The sequence below is a fragment of the Oerskovia gallyi genome (assembly GCF_014836745.1).
In the GTDB taxonomy this organism is placed as follows: Bacteria; Actinomycetota; Actinomycetes; order Actinomycetales; family Cellulomonadaceae; genus Oerskovia; species Oerskovia paurometabola.
The window spans coordinates 121400-139246 of the sequence record NZ_JACSQE010000011.1 but is presented as its reverse complement, the minus strand read 5'-3'; the positions used below and the strand labels follow the sequence as shown (position 1 = coordinate 139246).

The 17847-nt window shown below is 71.4% G+C and carries 18 protein-coding genes; 11 read left to right on the top strand and 7 right to left on the bottom strand.

Translation table 11 applies throughout. The annotated features are described in order from the left end of the window. Positions 1 to 70: 70 nt before the first annotated feature. From H9640_RS14305 to H9640_RS14295, 3 genes are read right to left on the bottom strand one after another with little or no spacing between them, the layout of a single operon-like run. Positions 71 to 1042 (bottom strand): SURF1 family cytochrome oxidase biogenesis protein, encoded by a 972-nt coding sequence (locus H9640_RS14305; protein ID WP_307824066.1) that lies wholly within the window; start codon positions 1040 to 1042, stop codon positions 71 to 73. A 59-nt stretch (positions 1043 to 1101) separates the two neighbouring features. Beyond that, positions 1102 to 1350 (bottom strand): hypothetical protein, encoded by a 249-nt coding sequence (locus H9640_RS14300; protein WP_191791367.1) that lies wholly within the window; start codon positions 1348 to 1350, stop codon positions 1102 to 1104. Then, the gene (locus H9640_RS14295) at positions 1343 to 1816 is read right to left on the bottom strand and encodes a DUF3099 domain-containing protein (RefSeq protein WP_307824067.1); all 474 of its coding nucleotides are present in this window, start codon (positions 1814 to 1816) and stop codon (positions 1343 to 1345) included. The genes H9640_RS14300 and H9640_RS14295 overlap by 8 nt, the downstream gene beginning before the upstream one ends. Positions 1817 to 1987: 171 nt before the next feature. Here H9640_RS14295 and fabG point away from each other — a divergent pair, with 171 nt between their 5' ends. The 3 genes from fabG to H9640_RS14280 all read left to right on the top strand — a co-directional run bounded on the left by fabG (position 1988) and on the right by H9640_RS14280 (position 4231). Then, complete coding sequence (fabG, locus tag H9640_RS14290) at positions 1988 to 2716, top strand: 3-oxoacyl-ACP reductase FabG (RefSeq protein WP_318243783.1); 729 nt, start codon at positions 1988 to 1990, stop codon at positions 2714 to 2716. 163 nt (positions 2717 to 2879) lie between these two features. Continuing rightward, positions 2880 to 3647 carry an enoyl-ACP reductase FabI gene (gene fabI / locus H9640_RS14285; RefSeq protein WP_191791366.1) on the top strand — a complete coding sequence of 256 codons (768 nt, stop codon included), beginning with the start codon at positions 2880 to 2882 and terminating at the stop codon, positions 3645 to 3647. A gap of 86 nt (positions 3648 to 3733) precedes the next feature. Continuing rightward, positions 3734 to 4231 (top strand): SixA phosphatase family protein, encoded by a 498-nt coding sequence (locus H9640_RS14280; RefSeq protein ID WP_318243782.1) that lies wholly within the window; start codon positions 3734 to 3736, stop codon positions 4229 to 4231. A gap of 90 nt (positions 4232 to 4321) precedes the next feature. On the opposite strand, the gene serB is transcribed toward H9640_RS14280, so the two are convergent. Together serB and H9640_RS14270 are read right to left on the bottom strand one after the other, a co-directional pair. Further along, positions 4322 to 4978, bottom strand: a complete 657-nt coding sequence (gene serB / locus H9640_RS14275) for a phosphoserine phosphatase SerB (RefSeq protein ID WP_191791364.1) — start codon at positions 4976 to 4978, stop codon at positions 4322 to 4324. 4 nt (positions 4979 to 4982) lie between these two features. Next, positions 4983 to 6221, bottom strand: coding sequence for a glucose-1-phosphate adenylyltransferase (locus H9640_RS14270; RefSeq protein ID WP_138824642.1), 1239 nt, complete (start codon positions 6219 to 6221; stop codon positions 4983 to 4985). A 138-nt stretch (positions 6222 to 6359) separates the two neighbouring features. Between H9640_RS14270 and glgA the strand changes: the two genes are divergently transcribed. After that, a complete protein-coding gene (gene glgA, locus H9640_RS14265) occupies positions 6360 to 7580 on the top strand; it encodes a glycogen synthase (RefSeq protein WP_191791363.1) in 1221 nt (406 codons plus the stop codon). Here glgA and H9640_RS14260 read toward each other — a convergent pair. After that, positions 7544 to 8374 (bottom strand): hypothetical protein, encoded by an 831-nt coding sequence (locus H9640_RS14260; protein ID WP_191791362.1) that lies wholly within the window; start codon positions 8372 to 8374, stop codon positions 7544 to 7546. The genes glgA and H9640_RS14260 overlap by 37 nt on opposite strands. A 27-nt stretch (positions 8375 to 8401) precedes the next feature. Between H9640_RS14260 and H9640_RS14255 the strand changes: the two genes are divergently transcribed. The 6 genes from H9640_RS14255 (at position 8402) to H9640_RS14230 (ending at position 16087) form a co-directional block, all read left to right on the top strand. Beyond that, positions 8402 to 9187, top strand: coding sequence for an ABC transporter ATP-binding protein (locus tag H9640_RS14255; RefSeq protein ID WP_191791361.1), 786 nt, complete (start codon positions 8402 to 8404; stop codon positions 9185 to 9187). Positions 9188 to 9339: 152 nt separating this feature from the next. Next, positions 9340 to 9789, top strand: coding sequence for an NfeD family protein (locus H9640_RS14250; RefSeq protein WP_138824638.1), 450 nt, complete (start codon positions 9340 to 9342; stop codon positions 9787 to 9789). Between the two features lie 149 nt (positions 9790 to 9938). Then, the gene (locus tag H9640_RS14245; protein WP_191791360.1) at positions 9939 to 11171 is read left to right on the top strand and encodes an SPFH domain-containing protein; all 1233 of its coding nucleotides are present in this window, start codon (positions 9939 to 9941) and stop codon (positions 11169 to 11171) included. Positions 11172 to 11355: 184 nt separating this feature from the next. Further along, positions 11356 to 12102, top strand: coding sequence for a TetR/AcrR family transcriptional regulator (locus tag H9640_RS19275; protein ID WP_318243781.1), 747 nt, complete (start codon positions 11356 to 11358; stop codon positions 12100 to 12102). Between the two features lie 152 nt (positions 12103 to 12254). Further along, complete coding sequence (locus H9640_RS14235) at positions 12255 to 13994, top strand: ABC transporter ATP-binding protein (RefSeq protein WP_191791359.1); 1740 nt, start codon at positions 12255 to 12257, stop codon at positions 13992 to 13994. Continuing rightward, positions 13991 to 16087 carry an ABC transporter ATP-binding protein gene (locus tag H9640_RS14230; RefSeq protein ID WP_404821902.1) on the top strand — a complete coding sequence of 699 codons (2097 nt, stop codon included), beginning with the start codon at positions 13991 to 13993 and terminating at the stop codon, positions 16085 to 16087. Before H9640_RS14235 ends, H9640_RS14230 begins: the two co-directional genes overlap by 4 nt. Positions 16088 to 16185: 98 nt before the next feature. Here H9640_RS14230 and H9640_RS14225 read toward each other — a convergent pair whose 3' ends face one another. Next, positions 16186 to 16629, bottom strand: coding sequence for a hypothetical protein (locus tag H9640_RS14225; RefSeq protein WP_191791358.1), 444 nt, complete (start codon positions 16627 to 16629; stop codon positions 16186 to 16188). A gap of 203 nt (positions 16630 to 16832) precedes the next feature. Here H9640_RS14225 and H9640_RS14220 point away from each other — a divergent pair, with 203 nt between their 5' ends. After that, the gene (locus tag H9640_RS14220) at positions 16833 to 17846 is read left to right on the top strand and encodes a phosphodiester glycosidase family protein (RefSeq protein WP_191791357.1); all 1014 of its coding nucleotides are present in this window, start codon (positions 16833 to 16835) and stop codon (positions 17844 to 17846) included. The last annotated feature ends 1 nt before the right edge of the window (position 17847 follow it).

The following is a 17847-nucleotide window of genomic DNA, read 5'->3' as shown; positions in this document are numbered from 1 at the left end:
GCCTGCTCCTCGGAGCAGGCGGGCCGTTCGTCATCTTCTGGCCGTTCGTCGTGTCCGGCCGCTCGCGCGGTCAGGGGCGAGGCTCGGGGAGCTGCGCGTCGATGAGCGCGTCCTCCTCCTCCTCGGCCGTGGGACCGCGCTTGCGGCGCGGCGCGGTCTCGCCCGGCGCACGGCCCGACGCCCGCTGCTCGCCGAGGAGGTCGCCCGCGGTGACGGTCTCGCGCTTCTCGCGGCGGATCAGGATGAGGAACCCGCCGATCGCGCCTGCCGCGAAGACGAACCACTGGAACGTGTAGGACAGGTGCGAGCCAGGGTCGGTGTCCGGGACGGGCAGCGGACGCAGCGACGCCGCCGGAGCGGGGTCCTCGGCCCGGAGCGACCCGTACGCGCCCACGGTCGCCCCCTCGGCCCACGCGGCGCCGTCGGGCCCTTCAGCGAGGACCTGGGCCGTGTTGATGGCCTGGACCTGCCCTGCCGGGGCGTCGCGACGCGACGCGGGCTCGTCCGCGCGCAGGCTGACCGTCACCTCGACCGTGCCGGCCGGGGGAGCGGGCACCGCGTCGGGGGCGCTCGCGTCGGCCCCGAGGGGCACGAAGCCGCGGTCGACGACCATGACGACCTTCTCGCCGCCGTCGGTCGGGGACGTCACGAACGGCACCAGGACGTGGAAGCCCGCCTTGCCGCCCGCCGGACGGTTGCGCAGCAGGACCGTGGCGTCCTCGACGTAGGAGCCCTCGAGCGTCACGCGCTGCCACACGTCCTGCGGGTCCAGGACGGCGCCCGGGCCGTCGAGCACGTCCGTGAGCGGCACGGGCTCCGCGTCGTAGTTCGACTCGATGATCTCGATCTGCGCCGAGCGCGACTCGTACCGGTGCCACTGCCACCGGCCCGCAAGGACGCACAGCGCGGCGACGAGCAGCACCCCGAGGGCGAGCGTCACCCACTGGCGCAGGGTCCGCGGCTCGGCCTTGGCGTCGCGCGACACGTCGTGCGCGAGCTGGTCCGCGTCGGGCTGCCGGGCGGCCTGCTGGGCGGGGATCACGTCCGGTCCTGCAGGTCCGGTAGGTCCGGCGGAGAGGTCGGGACCGGGGGAGGGCTGGGTCACAGCTCGGGCCGGCGCTCGAGGTCCGCGACGGGGACTGTCTGCTTCCAGAAGTCACGGGCGCCGAGGAACGTCTCGAGGTGCTCGCGGTGGTCGTCGCACGCGAGCCACACCTTGCGGCGCTCGGGCGTGTGCAGCTTGGGGTTGTTCCAGAGCAGCCCCCAGACGGCCTCGGAGCGGCACCCCTTGCCGCTGCAGATCAGCTCACCCTCGTCGACGGGGTCGGCGAGGTGGAGGAGGTCAACCATCGTGCGGCTCCTGGTCGGTGGTTCGGTCGGTTCGGTCGGTGGTCGGGCGGGTGGTCGGCTCGGCGGCCTGGTCGCGGGTCCGGCCCGGGGTCTGGTCGGGAGCGGCGTCGGCGGCGTCCTGCGTGGTGGGGGCGTCCTCACGGACCTGGCCCTCGTCGTCGAGCTCGACGACCCTTCCGAGGCTCGGATGGTCGGGCGCGGACTCGACCTGGAGCCGCTCCATGGGGGAGACGTCGTAGGTCTTCTGGTCGCGCCCCGCGTTGACGAGCAGCACGGCGACGTACGGCAGCACGATCGCGGCGCCGATCAGGACGAACGAGAACCACCCGTGGACGATCACCGCACCGAGGAAGCACACCAGCCGGATCCCCATCTGGATGAGGTACCGCTTGGTGCGTCGTGCCTGGTCCTCCGCGAGCGACTCCGGTGCGTTCGAGATGCTCGGCACCTGGTTGCTGCTGCTCACCCCTCCATCCTACGTTTGTCGGAACCCGACAAAGGACCCCGGCGGCCTGTGATGGTCCCTGCGCGCACGCGGTCCGGCGCGCGGGGTACCGTCGTGGCGGCGACGTGCCGGCCGTGCGGGACCTCTCCCGCCGAAGGCGTCGCCTCCCAGCCACCCGAACGAGGAGATGTCGTGTCCGAAGCCCCCGCTTCCCCCGCCCCGCGCACCGTGGTCGTCACGGGCGCCAACCGGGGCATCGGCCGCTCGATCGCCGAGCGCTTCGTCGCGAACGGCGACCGCGTCGCGACGATCTACCGCAGCGGCGACCTCCCCGAGGGGGTCTTCGGCGTCGTGGGCGACATCACCGACACCGACGCCGTCGACGCGGCCTTCACCGCGATCGAGGCCGAGCTCGGCCCGGTCGAGGTCCTGGTCGCGAACGCGGGCGTGACCCGCGACCAGCTCCTCATGCGCATGACCGACGACGAGTTCGAGTCGGTCATCGACGTGAACCTCACCGGGACGTTCCGCTGCGTGCGCCGCGTCTCCAAGGGCATGATTCGCCTGCGCCGCGGTCGCATCGTCCTCATCTCCTCGGTCGTGGGCCTGTACGGCGGCCCGGGCCAGGTCAACTACTCGGCGTCCAAGGCCGCGCTGGTCGGCATGGCTCGCTCCATCACGCGCGAGCTGGGCGGGCGCGGCATCACCGCGAACGTGGTCGCGCCCGGGTTCATCGAGACGGCCATGACGGCCGAGCTGCCCGAGGAGCGGCAGAAGCAGTACAAGGCCAGCATCCCCGCGGGACGCTTCGCCCAGGCGGACGAGGTCGCGGGCGTCGTGCAGTTCCTCGCCTCGCCCGACGCGGGCTACATCAGCGGCGCCGTGATCCCGGTCGACGGCGGCCTCGGCATGGGCCACTGAGTCCACCGGCAGGCCCGGTCCGAGGCGACTCGGACCACCGCGCACGCCACCGAGGAGCACAGCGTGTCCCTCGCCACACCGCTCGACCCGCCCAGAACTACCCGGGCGGGTCGTCCATGAGTACGCTCAAGCAGCGCACGACGAAAGAACGGAAGAAGAACTGATGGGTCTGCTCGAAGGCAAGAAGCTCCTGGTCACCGGCGTCCTCACCGACTCCTCGATCGCGTTCCACGCGGCCCGGCTCGCGCAGGAGGAGGGGGCCACGGTCGTGCTCTCCTCGTTCGGGCGCCAGATGAAGCTCACGCAGGCGTTCGCGAAGCGTCTGCCGGTCGAGGCGCCCGTCGTGCAGCTCGACGTGACGAACGAGGAGGACCTCGCGGGCCTGGCCGACGCGGTCCGCGAGCACGTCGACGCGCTCGACGGCGTCGTGCACTCGATCGGGTTCGCGCCCCAGTCCGTCATGGGCGGTAACTTCCTGTCCGCGAGCTGGGAGGACGTCGCGACCGCGCTGCAGGTCTCGACCTTCTCCTACAAGTCCCTCGCCGTGGCCGCCAAGCCGCTCATGACGAACGGCGGCGCCGTGGTCGGGCTGACGTTCGACGCACAGTTCGCGTGGCCCGTGTACGACTGGATGGGCGTCGCCAAGGCCGGGCTCGAGTCCGCGAACCGCTACCTGGCGCGCGACCTCGGCCCCGAGGGCATCCGCACGAACCTGGTCTCCGCCGGCCCGATCCGCACGACGGCCGCGAAGTCGATCCCCGGGTTCGAGCAGATGGAGGACGGCTGGCCGACGCGCGCACCGCTCGGCTGGGACCAGATGACCGCGGAGCCTGCCGCACGCGCCGTCGTCGCTCTCCTGTCAGACTGGTTCCCGGCGACGACCGGGGAGATCGTGCACGTCGACGGCGGCGTGCACGCCATGGGTCTGTGACGAGAGGGACGAACGTGCGAGATGGCCGATCGGCGGCGTCGTTCGACGCCACCGGGCCCGGGGTTCCGGGCCGTACGCACCGGCTGGTGCTGCTCCGGCACGCGAAGGCCGAGCCTGCGGGGGGCGTCGACGACGTCCTGCGTCCGCTCGCGCTCAACGGGCGGCGCCAGGCCGGCCGGGTCGGTGCCGCGCTCGCCCACTCCGCGCTCGTCCCCGAGCTCGTCCTGTGCTCCTCGGCGCTGCGCACGCGCCAGACCTGGGAGCTGCTCGCCGCGAACCTGGGCGACGTCGCCCCCGAGGTCGTGGTGACGGACACCCTGTACGCCGCGGGGGTCAAGGACGTCGTGGACCTGGTCCACGGTGCTGACTCCCGCGTGCGGACGCTTCTCGTGATCGGTCACGAGCCGACCATGGCCGCCACGGCGGCGCACCTGGCTTCCCCCGGCTCCGACTCGGGCGCCCTGGCGCAGGTCCGCGTCGGTGTCCCGACCGCGACCTACAGCGTGCTGGAGTCCCTCACGCCGTGGAGCGAGTGGACCGACGGCGTCGCGGACCTGACGTACGTCGGGCGCCCCGCGAGCTGAGCCGAGCCGAGCAGAGGCCCGACGGGCAGGCAGCACGACGACGGCCCCTTCTCCCGCTGACCGGGGGAAGGGGCCGTCGTCGTCGGGCTCTCAGGCCTGTGCGTCGATGATCTCCAGCACGGCGTCGAGGCGCGGCCCCGGCACCGAGTAGGGCGCCTGGGCGACCACGACAGGCTTGGCGGCGAACGCGATCCCGATCCCGGCGGCGCCGATCATGTCGAGGTCGTTGGCGCCGTCGCCGATCGCGACGGTGTCCGCCATGGCGACGCCCTCGGCGGCAGCGAGGTCGCGCAACGTGGCCTCCTTGGTGGCCCGGTCGATCACGGGGCCGGTCGTGCGTCCCGTGAGGCGGCCGTCCTCGACCTCGAGGCGGTTCGCCCGGAAGTTCGTGATCCCCAGCCGTGCGGCTAGGGGAGCCACGATCTCCTCGAAGCCGCCCGACACCAGTGCCACGGTCCACCCGCGGCGCTGGAGCTCGGCGACGAGCTCGGTGGCACCGGGCGTGAGCGTGACCTTCTCGAGCACGTCCTCGAACGCGCTGACCGGAACCCCGGCCAGGGTCGCGACGCGTTCGCGCAGCGACTCTGCGAAGTCGATCTCCCCGCGCATCGCGCGCTCGGTGACGTCCGCGACGAGGTCGCGCGTCCCGGCGTGGTCGGCGAGGAGCTCGACGACCTCCTGCGTGATGAGCGTGGAGTCCACGTCCATCACGACGAGGCGGCGGGTCGAGGCGGGTCGGGCGGTCATGGTGCTATTCAACGATGGTTCCCTTGGGGACGACGGTGATGCCCGAGTCGGTGACCGTGAAGCCCCGCGCACGGTCCTGCTCGGGGTCGAGGCCGATGCGGGCACGCTCGGTGACGATCACGTTCTTGTCGAGGATCGCGCGGTGGACCTGGGCGTGCCGCTCGACCTGGACGCCGTCCATGAGGACGGAGTCGGAGACGGACGACCAGGAGTGCAGGTAGACGCCGGGGGACAGGACCGAGCCCACGACGGTGGCGCCGGAGATGATGACGCCGGGGGAGACGAGCGAGTCCGCGGCGTGGCCCAGGCGGCCCTGGCCCGAGTGGACGAACTTGGCCGGCGGCAGGCCGACGTACCCGGTGTGCAGGGGCCACTCGTCGTTGTACAGGTTGAAGACGGGCGTGATCGAGATGAGGTCCTTGTTCGCGTCGTAGTACGCGTCGAGGGTCCCGACGTCACGCCAGTAGTCCCGGTCACGGTCCGTCGAGCCGGGGACGTCGTTGCGGATGAAGTCGTAGACGCCTGCGGTGCCGCGTGCGACGAAGGCCGGGACGATGTCGCCGCCCATGTCGTGGCGCGAGTCCGGGTCGCTCGCGTCGGCGGTCACGGCGGCCACGAGCGCGTCGGCGTCGATGACGTAGTTGCCCATCGAGGCGAGGATCTCGCCGGGGGAGTCGGCCAGACCGACGGGGTCGGTCGGCTTCTCGAGGAACGCGCGGATCTTGGCCGGGTCCTCGGGGTCGGTGTCGATGACCCCGAACTGGTCGGCCATGGAGATGGGCTGGCGGATGCCGGCGACGGTGAGCTCGGCGCCCGAGGCGATGTGCGCGTCGACCATCTGGGAGAAGTCCATGCGGTACACGTGGTCCGCACCGACGACCACGACGATGTCGGGGCGTTCGTCCTCGATGATGTTGAGGCACTGGTAGATCGCGTCGGCGCTGCCGAGGTACCAGTGCTTGCCCACCCGCTGCTGTGCCGGCACCGGCGCGACGAAGTTCCCGAGCAACGACGACATGCGCCACGTCTTGGTGATGTGGCGGTCGAGGCTGTGGGACTTGTACTGCGTCAGCACGACGATGTGCAGGTAGTGCGAGTTCACCAGGTTCGACAGCGCGAAGTCGACCAGGCGGTAGATACCGCCGAACGGTACGGCCGGCTTCGCGCGGTGGGCGGTGAGCGGCATGAGCCGGTTGCCCTCGCCACCGGCGAGGACGATTGCAAGGACACGTGGGGCGGCCATGGGCAAAACCTTAAGGCCACGCGCACGGTTCGCGGTGACCGAACCGCAGGCTGGTCGGGGTTCGTCCCACGACGTGGTGACGGCTGCCCGGGCGGGGCGGTGCGCACGAGTCGCGCGGACCGCGCTAGCGTGTGGCGCGTGAGAGTCGACCTGCTGACCCGTGAGTACCCGCCCTACGTCTACGGAGGCGCGGGCGTCCACGTCGCCGAGCTGTCCCGTGTGCTGCGCGAGCGCATCGACGTGCGCGTGCGCGCGTTCGACGGGCCGCGCGCCGAGGAGGGCGTGACGGGCTACTCGGTCCCCGGTTCGCTCGCGTCGGCGAACGCGGTCCTGGGTACCTTCGGCGTGGACCTCGCGATGGCCGACGACGTCGCGGGCGCGGACCTCGTGCACTCGCACACCTGGTACGCCAACCTCGCGGGTCACCTGGCCTCGCTCCTGCACGGGATCCCGCACGTGCTCAGCGCGCACTCGCTCGAACCGCTGCGCCCGTGGAAGGCCGAGCAGCTCGGCGGCGGCTACGCGCTGTCCGGCTGGGCCGAGAAGACCGCCTACGAGGCGGCCGCGGGCATCATCGCGGTCTCGGCGGGCATGCGTGCGGACATCCTGCGCTGCTACCCGGACGTCGACCCGGCCAGGGTCCACGTGGTCCACAACGGGATCGACCTGGACGGCTGGCGCCGTCCGGAGTCCGAGGCGCAGGTCGCCGCGGCGGACCGTGTGGTCCGCGACCTCGGGATCGACCCCGAGCGTCCGGCCGTGGTCTTCGTGGGGCGCATCACGCGCCAGAAGGGCCTGCCGTACCTGCTGCGGGCGGCCGCGCAGCTGCCCCCCGAGGTCCAGCTGGTCCTGTGCGCGGGTGCGCCCGACACCCCCGAGATCGCGACCGAGGTGAGCGACGCCGTCGCGCGCCTCGCGGAGCAGCGCACGGGCGTGGTCTGGATCGAGCAGATGCTCCCGCGCGAGGAGCTCGTCGCGGTCCTCGCGGCCTCGACCGTCTTCGTGTGCCCCTCGGTCTACGAGCCGCTCGGCATCGTCAACCTCGAGGCCATGGCCGTGGGGCTGCCGGTCGTGGGGTCCGCGACGGGCGGCATCCCCGAGGTGATCGACGACGGCGTCACGGGCCACCTGGTCCCGATCGAGCAGGTCGACGACGGGACGGGCACCCCCGTGGACCCGGACCGCTTCGTGGCCGACCTCGCCGCGGCGCTCGTCGCGGTCGTGTCCGATCCCGCGCGTGCCCGGGAGATGGGCCGCGCGGCCCGCACCCGGGTCGAGGACCACTTCGCGTGGGACGCGATCGCGGACCGCACGCTCGAGGTCTACCGCAGCGTGCTGGGGTCCGGACCGGTCGAGTAGCGCGCCGTCGCGGCGGACATGGCCCGCCGCGCGGCCCGGTCGACCTCGCGCAGCGCGGTCGAGCGCTGGTCGGCCTGCCACAGGTTGACGGCGCCGCCGTCGTCGGCCGTGGCGAGGTCGACGATCGCCCGCAGCCGAGCAGCCTGCGCGAGCACGCGCACGCGGCGCGCCTCGGCCTCCCCGCGCACCGCGGGCAGGGGCCAGTCCGGGGGAGTCGTGGACCGCAGCGACGCGATGGTCTCGGCCGCGTCCTCGCGCCAGCGCGCGACGTCGAGCGAGGCGAGGGCCTCGGTCGCGGTCAGCAGCGCGACGCGCAGGTCCCGCTCGGCGTCGGCCAGCGGCCCGACGGCGGCGAGCACCTGGGTGCGCCACGTCGGGACGGGCGTCACGTGCCAGGCGACCAGGTGACCCGTCTCGTAGACGGAGCCGAACTCGGTGATCTCGGGCACGAGAGCCCACGCGCCCTCGGCGGACTGCACGAGCAGGCACTCCTGCGCGTCGGTCGCGTCCGCGCTCACGGCGGCGGGCACCCCCAGCACGTCGCCGGGGGCGGGGAGGGCCGCGCAGACCTCGACCGGGCCCCGGGTCCAGGCCGTGAGCAGGTCGAGCAGGGTCGAGGCGTCGTCGGACCCCTCGACCGTGTGAGGTTCGTCGTCCTGCCTGACGGCCGCGACGGCCCGGCGGAGCAGCGCGTCGTCGGGCACCTGGGCCGCGCCGGGCTGCGGGGCGAGCGCCTGCACCCACAGGGCGAGGACGACGGCGCGGGGGAGCGGGAGGGTCGAGTGGGATTCCACGTCAGCCAACCTATAGGGTCGTGTCCCATGAGCTCGGTTCTGGACCTGCAGGCAGTCACGGTGCGCCGTGGCACGAAGACCATCCTCGACTCCGTGGACTGGCAGGTGAACGAGGGCGAGCGGTGGGTGATCCTGGGCCGCAACGGCGCCGGGAAGACGACCCTGCTGCAGATCGCGGCGGCACGCATGCACCCCACCTCGGGAACCGCGGACCTGCTGGGCGAGCGCATCGGACGCACCGACATGTTCGAGCTGCGCCCCCGCATCGGGCTCGCCAGCGCGGCGCTCGCGGAGCAGATCCCGGGCTCGGAGACCGTGCGCAACGTGGTGCTGACCGCGGCCTACGGCGTCACGGGCCGCTGGCGGGAGGCGTACGAGGACTTCGACGCCGAGCGTGCCGACGACCTCCTCGCGGCCTTCGACGTCCTGCCGCTCGCCGAGCGCCTGTTCGGGACCCTGAGCGAGGGCGAGCGCAAGCGCGTCCAGATCGCCCGTGCCCTCATGACGGACCCCGAGCTGCTGCTCCTCGACGAGCCCGCGGCGGGTCTCGACCTGGGCGGGCGCGAGGAGCTCGTGAGCGCGCTCTCGGAGCTCGCGACGGATCCCGCCTCGCCGGTGCTGGTGCTCGTCACGCACCACGTCGAGGAGATCCCGCCGGGCTTCACGCACGTCCTGCTCCTCAAGGACGGTGCGGTGCACCGTGCCGGGCCGCTGACCGAGGTGCTCACGGCCGAGAACCTCAGCGAGGCGTTCGGGCTGCCGCTCTTCGTCGCGCACGGTGGCGGTCGCTGGCTGGCGCGCGCGGCTCGTTGACGGCCCGTCGTCGGTCGCGCACGGTGGCGTACGCGACACGCCCGATAGGTGCACGGATCTCGTTCTTCCGGTAAAATCTGGGCAAAGAACGCAGGTGGTGTCGACACGTCGACGACGTGCAGCGAACGAGCCTCACGACGGAAGGAACCGTCATGGACTGGTTGTGGTGGGTCGGAGCAGGTCTGCTCTTCATCCTCATCGAGATCATCTCCCTGGACCTCGTGCTGATCATGTTCGCGGGCGGAGCGTTCGCCGCGGCCGGCGTGAACGCGGCCGGTGGACCGCTGTGGCTGCAGATCATCACGTTCGCCGTGGTGTCGGCCGCGCTGCTGCTCTCCCTGCGTCCCTGGCTCCTGCGCCACCTGCGCCACCGCGTCCCCCTCGCCGAGACCGGCGCCGCCGCCCAGATCGGCCGGACCGCCGTCGTCGTGGACCGCGTGACCGAGCTCAGCGGGCGGATCAAGCTCCAGGGCGAGATCTGGAGCGCCCGGACGGTGGACGGCTCGCCCGAGCTGCCGATCGGCGCCGAGGTCCGGGTCGTGCGCATCGACGGCGCGACCGCGGTCGTCCAGTCGCTCGCCCCGGACAGCCACACGGTCTGACCCAGGCATCCGTCCTCGGGCGCCTCGGAGAGGCCGTGGAACCGTGCGGCCCCCCTCGCCGGTGATCGCTCGCCCGACCTCCACCGCACCGCACGACCAGTACCGCGTGACCCGTCAGCCCACCGAGAACCATCCTCAGGAGAAGATCGATGAGTGACCCAGACCCCGGAATGATCGCCGTGTACGTCGTGCTCGGGCTGATCCTGCTGTTCGTGATCATCGCCCTCGTCAAGGCCGTGCGGATCGTCCCGCAGGCGACCGCGCTGATCATCGAGCGGCTGGGTCGCTACTCGAGCACGCTCGAGCCGGGACTGCACCTGCTCATCCCGTTCGTCGACCGCGTGCGCGCCGGCGTCGACCTGCGCGAGCAGGTCGTGTCGTTCCCGCCGCAGCCCGTGATCACCTCGGACAACCTCGTGGTGAGCATCGACACGGTCATCTACTTCCAGGTCACCGAGCCAAAGTCCGCGGTCTACGAGATCGCGAACTACATCCAGGGCATCGAGCAGCTCACGGTCACCACGCTGCGTAACGTCGTCGGGTCCATGGACCTCGAGCAGACCCTGACGAGCCGTGACCAGATCAACGGCCAGCTCCGTGGTGTGCTCGACGAGGCGACGGGACGCTGGGGCGTGCGCGTCAACCGCGTCGAGCTCAAGTCGATCGACCCGCCCGCGAGCGTGCAGGGCTCGATGGAGCAGCAGATGCGTGCCGAGCGTGACCGTCGTGCCACGATCCTCACGGCCGAGGGCATCAAGCAGTCCCAGGTCCTGACGGCCGAGGGCGAGAAGCAGGCCGCGATCCTGCGGGCCGAGGGTAACGCCCAGGCCGCGATCCTGAACGCCGAGGGTGAGGCACGCGCCATCCTGCAAGTCTTCGACGCCATCCACGAGGGCGACGCCGACCCCAAGCTGCTCGCCTACCAGTACCTCCAGATGCTGCCGAAGATCGCCGACGGCAACGCGAGCAAGCTGTGGGTCGTCCCCACCGAGTTCACGGCCGCGCTGGGCTCGATCGCCCAGGGCTTCGGCGGCGTCCCGACCCCGTCCGGTGACGGCCTGGAGGCCTCCGAGGCCGCACGTCGCGAGCGCGACCGCGACCGCGTGAAGTTCGGGACCCCGGCGCTGGTGGACCCTGCCGAGGCCCTCGCCGAGGCTCGTCGTCAGGCCGAGGCCGCCACGGCCGACGCCACGAGCGCCGGCACGCACTCGGGCCTGCCGTTCGACCAGCAGGCCGAGCGGGGGCAGCGTCCCGGTGGACCCGGTCAGCGCTTCGCGCCGGCCCCCGAGCCGGGCACGGCCGCGCCGCGCCCCCTGGGCACGCCCCCGGCGGACGCGCCCGAGGACGGCGGCGTCGAGGGTGGCCCGGAGGACCGCCCGTAGCGTCGCCCGGAGCGAGCCGCACGAGCTGCGGCAGGAACAGGGGTCCCCGGAGGGGCGTCGCGCGAGCGGCGCCCCTCCGGCGTTCCTCGGTGCGCCCCGGTGGCGTGCGGCACCACGGCAGAGGCCCGTCGGTTGCGCCGGGCAACCTTGACGAGTGAGTGCTCACTCACTTATGGTCGAGGGCGTGACGACACCTTCGGGCCGCGCCCGACCCATGAGCCGCGACGACCGGCGCGCCGCGATCGCCTCCGCGACCGTCCCGCTCCTCGCGCGCTACGGCGCCGCGGTGACGACCCGCCAGATCGCCCAGGCCGCGAACGTGGCGGAGGGCACGCTGTTCCGTGCCTTCGAGGACAAGGACGAGCTCCTCCACGCGGCCCTGGTCGCGGCGCTCGACCCGGCGCCCCTGGTCCGCGCGATCGGCGACCTCCCGGAGCACGGATCGCTCGAGACGACGCTCGTCGCCCTGGCAGGCCTCGTCCAGGAGAGCCAGCGCGCGACCGCCAAGATCGTCCAGGTCGCCCACCAGTTCATGGGGGACCGGCACGGCCAGCACGGCCAGCACGGCCAGCACGGCCAGCACGGCCAGCATGGCCAGCACGGCCCGCGCCGCCGCCCCGGCGAGCAGGGCGAGCCGGACGAGCAGGGCGCGGACTCCCACCGGGACGCCCGGATGTCCGCCGTCCAGGACATCGTCGGCGCGATCGAGGCGCGCATCACACCGTTCGCCACCGAGCTGCGCACCGAGCCACGTGTCGCGGCGAGCGTCTTCTTCTTCCTCGTGCACGGTCACGCGAGCCCCATGATCTCGCAGGGCGGACCGCTCGACCCGACCCAGATCGTCGACGTCTTCCTGCACGGCGTCCTCGAGGACCCGTGCCAGGCGAACGGCCCACCCGCCGTCCCCGTCCCGACGGCGTCGCTCGCCTGACGCCGCCGCCTCGCCCTCGCGGTCGTCGCCACGGCGACGCATGCTGGACCCGTCGGCGAGGTCACCGAAAACGCTCGACGTGCGCTCCGCCGTCGGGCACTGTCGAGAACCCCGTCCTCCTCTCGCCCCCACCCCTGACAGGACCCCCCCACATGCTCCTTCGTCTACTGCGGACGTACCTGCGTCCCTATCGGACGCCGATCGTGATCCTGCTCGTGCTCCAGCTCGTGCAGACCATCGCGACCCTCTACCTGCCCAGCCTCAACGCCGACATCATCGACAAGGGCGTCACGCAGGGCGACACCGCCTACATCATGCGCACGGGCGGCGTCATGCTCGTCATCAGCCTCGGGCAGGTGATCTGCGCGATCGTCGCGGTGTACTTCGGCGCCAAGGTCGCCATGTCGTTCGGGCGCGACGTGCGCAACGGGCTCTTCACGCGGGTCCAGTCCTTCTCCGCCCAGGAGATGGGCGTGCTCGGCGCCCCGTCGCTCATCACGCGCACCACGAACGACGTCCAGCAGGTCCAGATGGTCGTGCTCATGGCCTTCACCATCATGGTCATGGCGCCCATCATGCTCGTGGGCGGCGTCATCATGGCGCTCCAGGAGGACGTCGAGCTCTCGGCGCTGCTGCTGGTCGTCGTGCCCGTGCTCGGGATCGTCGTCGGGCTGATCGTGTCCCGCATGGTCCCGTACTTCCGCAAGATGCAGAAGCGGATCGACGCCATCAACGGCGTGCTGCGCGAGCAGATCTCCGGCATCCGCGTCATCCGGGCGTTCGTGCGCGAGCGTCGCGAGGAGGAGCGGTTCGCGGTCGCGAACGACCGGCTCTACGACACGTCGCTGCGCGTCGGCAAGCTCATGGCGCTCATGTTCCCGACCGTCATGCTCGTCATGAACGCGACCAGCGTCGCCGTCCTGTGGTTCGGCGCGTACCGCGTCGAGGACGGGATGCAGATCGGGGCCCTGACCGCGTTCCTCAGCTACATCATGTACATCCTCATGGCCGTGATGATGTCGACCATGATCTTCATGATGGTCCCGCGCGCCGCGGTCTCGGCCGAGCGCATCGGCGAGGTCCTCGACACCGAGACGACCGTCGTCGAGCCCCAGACCCCCGTGCGCCTGGCGGCCCGCGCCGACCGGACCGGCGTCATCACGTTCTCCGGCGTCGACTTCCGGTACCCCGGAGCCGAGGACCCCGTGCTCCACGACCTCACGTTCACGGCGCGACCCGGCGGGACGACCGCGATCATCGGGTCCACGGGCTCGGGCAAGACCACGCTGCTCCAGCTCGTCCCGCGGCTCTTCGACGCGACGGCCGGGTCGGTGCGGATCGACGGCACCGACGTCCGCGACGTCTCGCTCCAGGACCTGTGGTCGATGATCGGCTACGTGCCCCAGAAGGCGTACCTGTTCTCCGGGACCGTCGCGGACAACGTCCGTTACGGCAAGGAGGACGCGACCGACGAGGAGGTGTGGGAAGCGCTCGAGATCGCGCAGGCGCGCGCGTTCGTCGAGCAGCTCGACGGGCAGCTCGACGCCCCCGTCGCGCAGGGCGGCACCAACTTCTCCGGCGGCCAGCGCCAGCGGCTCGCCATCGCCCGCGCGATCGTCCGCAAGCCCAGCGTCTACCTGTTCGACGACTCGTTCTCGGCCCTCGACTACGCGACCGACGCGGCCCTGCGGCTCGCGCTCGCCCCGCGGACCCGCGAGGCCACGGTCCTGCTGGTCGCGCAGCGGGTCGCGACCATCCGGCACGCCGAGCAGATCGTCGTGCTCGACCACGGCCGCATCGTCGGCACCGGCACCCACGACGAGCTCCTGGCCACGTGCGAGACGTACCAGGAGATCGTGTACTCGCAGCTCTCGGCGCAGGAGGCAGCATGAGCACCCAGACCCCCCGCCCGAGCGACAACCCGGGCGACAAGAACGCCGAGCCGCACGTGACGCCGTCGGGCGGCGTGCAGGACGAACCCGCGGGCGACAAGCCCGACCTGTCAGCCACGCGCCTCAAGGGGCGCCCCCAGGGCGGCGGCCACGGCCCCATGGGCGGCATGGGCATGCCGACCGAGAAGGCGATGAACTTCACCGGCTCGCTCAAGCGCTTCGCGGGCTACCTGCGCGTCGAGCGGCTCGCCGTCGTGGTCATCACGGTCCTGTCGGTCCTGTCGGTGACGCTCGCCGTGCTGGGCCCCAAGCTGCTCGGCAACGGCACCAACGTCATCTTCGCGGGCGTGATCGGCTCGCAGATGCCCGCGGACATCACCAAGGCGCAGGCCGTCGACAACCTGCGCGCCACGGGGCAGACCACGCAGGCCGACATGCTCGCGGCCATGGACGTCGTGCCCGGTCAGGGCATCGACTTCACCGCGCTGCGCGTCATCCTGCTGTGGGTCCTCGCGATCTACGTCGGATCGTTCTTCTTCGGCTGGATCCAGGGCCGCGTGACCACGTCCGTGGTGCAGCGCACCGTGCGCCGCCTGCGCGCCGAGGTCGAGGCCAAGCTCGGCCGCCTGCCGTTGTCGTACTTCGACCGGCAGAAGAAGGGCGAGGTGCTCAGCCGCGTCACCAACGACATCGACAACGTCGCGCAGACCCTCCAGCAGACGCTCTCGCAGCTCGTGACCTCGGTCCTGACCGTGGTCGGCGTGCTCGCCATGATGTTCTGGATCTCGCCCCTGCTCGCGGTCATCGCCCTCGTGACGGTGCCCCTGTCGGTGCTCGTCACGGCCATGATCGCCAAGCGCTCGCAACCCCAGTTCATCAAGCAGTGGGCCGCGACCGGGCGCCTCAACGCGCACGTCGAGGAGATGTACACGGGCCACGCGCTCGTCAAGGTCTACGGCCACCAGCAGACCGCCGTCGACACGTTCACCGACGAGAACGCCGAGCTGTACGACGCGAGCTTCAAGGCGCAGTTCATCTCCGGGATCATCCAGCCCGCGATGGGCTTCGTCGCGAACCTCAACTACGTGATCGTCGCGGTCGTCGGTGGCCTGCGGGTCGCGTCCGGCCAGCTCTCGCTCGGTGACGTCCAGGCGTTCATCCAGTACTCGCGCCAGTTCACGCAGCCGATCACCCAGATCGCGTCGATGATGAACCTCCTGCAGTCGGGCGTCGCCTCCGCGGAGCGTGTGTTCGAGCTGCTCGACGCCGACGAGCAGTCCCCGGACCCGTCGCCCGCGGTCGTGGTCACGGACGTGCAGGGCCGGGTCGCGTTCGAGGACGTCTCGTTCCGCTACGTGCCCGACCGCCCGCTCATCGACGACCTGTCGATCGTGGCCGAGCCCGGCCAGACGGTCGCGATCGTCGGGCCCACCGGGGCAGGCAAGACGACGCTCGTGAACCTCATCATGCGGTTCTACGAGGTCGACGGAGGGCGCATCACGCTCGACGGCGTCGACACCCGGACCATGAGCCGCGACGGGCTGCGGTCAAACATCGGCATGGTGCTCCAGGACACCTGGCTCTTCAAGGGCACCATCGAGGAGAACCTGCGCTACGGCGTGCCCGACGGCGTCGAGGTCACCGAGGAGCAGTTCCTCGAGGCGACGCGCGCGACCCACGTGGACCCGTTCGTGCGCACGCTGCCCGACGGCTACGCGACCGTGATCGACGACGAGGGCTCGGGCGTGAGCGCGGGGGAGAAGCAGCTTCTGACCATCGCGCGCGCGTTCCTCGCCGACCCGGCGATCCTCATCCTCGACGAGGCGACCAGCTCGGTCGACACGCGCACCGAGGTGCTCGTGCAGCAGGCCATGAACGCGCTGCGCGCCGGGCGGACGTCGTTCGTCATCGCGCACCGGCTGTCGACCATCCGCGACGCCGACGTCATCCTCGTCATGGAGGACGGCGCGATCGTGGAGATGGGCAACCACGAGGTGCTCATCGAGAAGGGCGGCGCGTACGCGCGGCTCTACGAGAGCCAGTTCGCGGCGGCCGCGGTCGAGGAGGTCGCCGAGGGCGAGATGACCCGCTGACCCGGGGACTCCCGTGAACGACGAGAGCCGGTGCCACCTTCTGGGCGGTACCGGCTCACGGGGTTCGCCCGGGATGAGGGCGAGGTCGCTGCTGAGGGTCAGGAAGCGGTGTACCCGGCGTTGTCGCAGATCGTCTGGAGCTCGGCCACGGCGTCGGTCACGCCGGTGGTGTCGATCTCGGTCCCGGTCTCGTCGGCGATGTCGTCAGCCATCTGGAACGGGGTCTTGATCTTGCTGATGACGAGGTTGGTGTCCTCGGGCCCAGCGAGGCGCAGGATGGCCTCGAGCTGGATGTTGGTGCTGCGCATCGCGTTCGACTGGTCGTCCGTGAGGGCCGCCATGTCGTACTCGAGCTCGTCCGTGACGCGCTGCGCGACGGACTGCTCGCCGCCGTCGAAGTACTTCGCGCACACCTGGAGGTTCGTCGCGCCCGCAGGGGTCTCGTCGGTGGCCGAGCCGCTGTCGGTCGTGGTGTCGGTACCGCACGCGCTCAGGAGCGCGATCGCGCCCACGGCAGCGAGTGCCATCATCTGCTTCTTCATGCATCCATGAAATCACGCGGGAACCGGGCCGAAAGTATGTATTAGTCGTACCGGGGTGCAAGAGTGAGCGACGTCTCACCTGAGAGTTCGGTGGGAGCGTGTCGTCGTGACGGCGATCACGTGGCGTTGTCAGGACGGACCTCACAGCGACCCCTCAGCGGGCACCTGCGCCCGGCACACGTGCGCTCCGTAGACCTGGGTGCATGACGACCGACGACCAGCACCCCGGCACCCCGTCCGCCGCCCCGCCCGCACGACGCCGCCGCCGACGACGAGCGTTCGTCGCGGGCGGCCTCGCCCTGACGCTGACGCTCGGTGGTGCGACCGCGTGGGCCCTCGACCGGTACGTGGTCGAGCACGTCGAGATCGCCGACGTCGCGGCCTATGAGGCCAGCCAGGCGACCGACTCCGGGACGCAGGGGGGGCCGTCGGGCACTTCGGCCGGGAGCTCGTCGGAGACAGGGGCCACCGCCGACGCCTCGACCTCGTCCGACGGGACGAGCGTGAGCGTGCGGCAGGTCGTCGAAGGGTCGGGCGACGACACCGTGACGTACTACGTCGCGGACGTCGTCCTGGGAGAGGCGACCGACCTGCGCTCGGCGTTCGCTCAGAACGCGTTCGGCGAGAACATCACCGAGAAGACCTCCGACATCGCGGCCGGCAACGACGCCCTCCTCGCGATCAACGGCGACTACTACGGGTTCCGGTCCACGGGCATCGTGATCCGCAACGGCGTCGTCTACCGCGACGAGGGCGCGCGCGAAGGCCTCGCGTTCTACCGCGACGGCACCGTCGAGGTCTACGACGAGACCACCACGACCGCGCAGGAGCTCGTGGACGCGGGCGTGTGGAACACGCTGTCGTTCGGGCCCGCGCTGCTCGACGACGGCGAGGTGATCGACGGGATCGACGAGGTCGAGGTCGACACCAACGTCGGCAACCACTCGATCCAGGGCGAGCAGCCCCGCACCGCTGTGGGGGTGATCGGCGAGAACCACCTCGTCTTCGTCGTGGTCGGCGGGCGCAGCACCGGGTACAGCCGCGGCGCCACCATGACCGAGCTCGCCGAGATCATGCAGGACCTCGGCGCGACGACCGCGTACAACCTCGACGGTGGCGGGTCGTCGACCATGTACTACGACGGCGAGCTCGTCAACGACCCGCTCGGTCGAGGCGCCGAGCGCGGCACCTCCGACATCCTGTACGTCGGGGAGTGAG

Excerpts from the sequence above, each read along its gene's own strand:
- H9640_RS14300 (WP_191791367.1), bottom strand. The coding sequence starts at position 1,350 with ATGGTTGACCTCCTCCACCTCGCCGACCCCGTCGACGAGGGTGAGCTG.
- fabI (WP_191791366.1), top strand. The coding sequence starts at position 2,880 with ATGGGTCTGCTCGAAGGCAAGAAGCTCCTGGTCACCGGCGTCCTCACC.
- serB (WP_191791364.1), bottom strand. The coding sequence starts at position 4,978 with ATGACCGCCCGACCCGCCTCGACCCGCCGCCTCGTCGTGATGGACGTG.
- H9640_RS14270 (WP_138824642.1), bottom strand. The coding sequence starts at position 6,221 with ATGGCCGCCCCACGTGTCCTTGCAATCGTCCTCGCCGGTGGCGAGGGC.
- H9640_RS14255 (WP_191791361.1), top strand. The coding sequence starts at position 8,402 with ATGAGCTCGGTTCTGGACCTGCAGGCAGTCACGGTGCGCCGTGGCACG.
- H9640_RS14250 (WP_138824638.1), top strand. The coding sequence starts at position 9,340 with ATGGACTGGTTGTGGTGGGTCGGAGCAGGTCTGCTCTTCATCCTCATC.
- H9640_RS14245 (WP_191791360.1), top strand. The coding sequence starts at position 9,939 with ATGAGTGACCCAGACCCCGGAATGATCGCCGTGTACGTCGTGCTCGGG.
- H9640_RS14235 (WP_191791359.1), top strand. The coding sequence starts at position 12,255 with ATGCTCCTTCGTCTACTGCGGACGTACCTGCGTCCCTATCGGACGCCG.
- H9640_RS14230 (WP_404821902.1), top strand. The coding sequence starts at position 13,991 with ATGAGCACCCAGACCCCCCGCCCGAGCGACAACCCGGGCGACAAGAAC.
- H9640_RS14225 (WP_191791358.1), bottom strand. The coding sequence starts at position 16,629 with ATGAAGAAGCAGATGATGGCACTCGCTGCCGTGGGCGCGATCGCGCTC.
- H9640_RS14220 (WP_191791357.1), top strand. The coding sequence starts at position 16,833 with ATGACGACCGACGACCAGCACCCCGGCACCCCGTCCGCCGCCCCGCCC.